This is a genomic window from Streptomyces sp. UNOB3_S3 (genome assembly GCF_020740895.1).
Lineage (GTDB): Bacteria > Actinomycetota > Actinomycetes > Streptomycetales > Streptomycetaceae > Streptomyces.
Genome location: NZ_JAILXP010000632.1, coordinates 1 through 2046, shown reverse-complemented (window position 1 = coordinate 2046; position 2046 = coordinate 1). Strand labels below are relative to the sequence as shown.

2 protein-coding genes are annotated in these 2046 nt (G+C 75.3%); both read left to right on the top strand.

The features are described from left to right. Positions 1-993, top strand: a 993-nt coding sequence (locus K6I33_RS34540) for a PP2C family protein-serine/threonine phosphatase (protein WP_229358752.1), incomplete at its 5' end; no start/stop codon positions are given. A gap of 36 nt (positions 994-1029) precedes the next feature. Continuing rightward, positions 1030-2046: radical SAM family heme chaperone HemW (gene hemW, locus K6I33_RS34535; protein ID WP_229358751.1), on the top strand; the 1017-nt coding region annotated here is incomplete at its 3' end.

Below are 2046 nucleotides of genomic sequence, written 5' to 3'. Positions count from 1 at the left end.
GGCGTAGGGCCAGGGGACGGCGCCGCCGCCGGCGGCGCCGTCCCCTGGCCCTACGCCCCCGCCGGCCCGACCGACGGCCCCGTAGGGGGCTCGGCCCTGGCCTGCCGGCTGGTCGCGGGCGGCCGGGGCGTCGGCACCCTCCTGCTGGGCCGCTCCGGGCCCACCGCCATGAGCGGCGACGTCGTCTCCCTCACCGAGGACTTCGCCCGCCGCCTCGCCCTGGCCCTCGCCTCCGCCCGCAAATACACCCGCCAGGCCACCATCAGCCGCATCCTCCAGCGCGGGCTGATGCCCCGCCGCGTCGCCGAGATCCCCGGCATCGACAAGGCCGTCGTCTACGAACCCCGCGGCGACACGGCCGCCGGCGGCGACTTCTACGACGTCTTCGCCGCCGGTCGCGGCCGCTGGTGCTTCGCCCTCGGCGACGTCTGCGGCAGCGGCCCCGAGGCCGCCGTGACCACCGGCCTCGTCCGCCCCTGGCTGCGGCTCCTCGGGAAGGAGGGGTACGGCGTCGGCGACGTCCTCACCCGGCTCAACCGGATGCTCGGCGAGGAGGCCGCCGAAGCGGAGAACGGCACCGGGCCGCGCTTCCTGTCCCTCCTCTACGGCGAGCTCACACCCCACCGCGAGGGCGTCCGCTGCACCCTCGCCAGCGCCGGGCACCCCCTGCCGCTGCTCCTGCGCCCCGACGGGTCGGTGCGCAGCGTCGCGGCGCCGCAGATGCTCCTGGGTGTCGTCGACGACGTCGGCTACGGCAGCCAGGCCTTCGACCTGGCACACGGCGACACCCTGCTGTGCGTCACCGACGGCGTCACCGAGCGCAAGGCCGGCAACCGCCTCTTCGACGACGGCGACGGCCTCGCCGCCGCCCTCGCGGGCTGCGCGGGCCTCACGGCCGAGGACGTCGCCACACGCATCCGCCGCGCCGTCCACGGCTTCGCACCCACCCCGCCCGACGACGACCTCGCCCTGCTGGTGATCAGGGCGGAGTGAGACGGGGACCGCGCGGCATGCCGGACAATGGACGGTATGCCTTCCGTACTGCCCGATGGTGAGCCCATGCCCGAGGACGGGGCACTGCCCCGCCACGCCCTCGACGGCTCCGGGCAGCGGCCCCTCGGCTTCTACCTCCACGTCCCGTACTGCGCCACGCGCTGCGGCTACTGCGACTTCAACACCTACACCGCGAACGAGCTGCGCGGCTCCGGCGGCGCCCTCGCCTCCCGCGAGAACTACGCGGAGACGGTCGCCGAGGAGATCCGCCTCGCCCGTAAGCTGCTCGGCGACGACCCCCGCCCGGTCGAGACCGTCTTCGTCGGCGGCGGCACCCCGACGCTGCTCCCGGCCGCCGACCTGGGCCGGATGCTCGCCGCGATCCGTGACGAGTTCGGCCTGGCGGACGGCGCCGAGGTCACCACGGAGGCCAACCCCGAGTCCGTCGACCCCCGCTACCTGGAGGAACTGCGGGCCGCCGGCTTCAACCGCGTCTCCTTCGGCATGCAGAGCGCCCGGCAGCACGTCCTGAAGATCCTCGACCGCACCCATACCCCGGGCCGCCCGGAGGCCTGCGTGGCCGAGGCGCGCGCGGCGGGCTTCGAGCACGTCAACCTCGACCTGATCTACGGCACGCCGGGGGAGAGCGACGACGACTGGCGCGCCTCCCTGGACGCGGTCATCGGCGCGGGCCCCGACCACGTCTCGGCCTACGCCCTGATCGTCGAGGAGGGCACGCAGCTCGCGCGGCGCATCCGGCGCGGCGAGGTCCCCATGACCGACGACGACGTCCACGCGGACCGCTATCTGATCGCCGAGGAGACGCTCTCGGCGGCCGGGTTCTCCTGGTACGAGGTCTCGAACTGGGCGACGAGCGAGGCGGGCCGCTGCCGCCACAACGAGCTCTACTGGCGCGGCGCCGACTGGTGGGGCGCGGGGCCGGGCGCCCACTCCCACGTGGGGGGTGTGCGGTGGTGGAACGTCAAGCACCCGGGCGCCTACGCCCAGGCCCTGAGCGAGGGGCGGTCGCCGGGGGCGGGGCGGGAGCTCCTC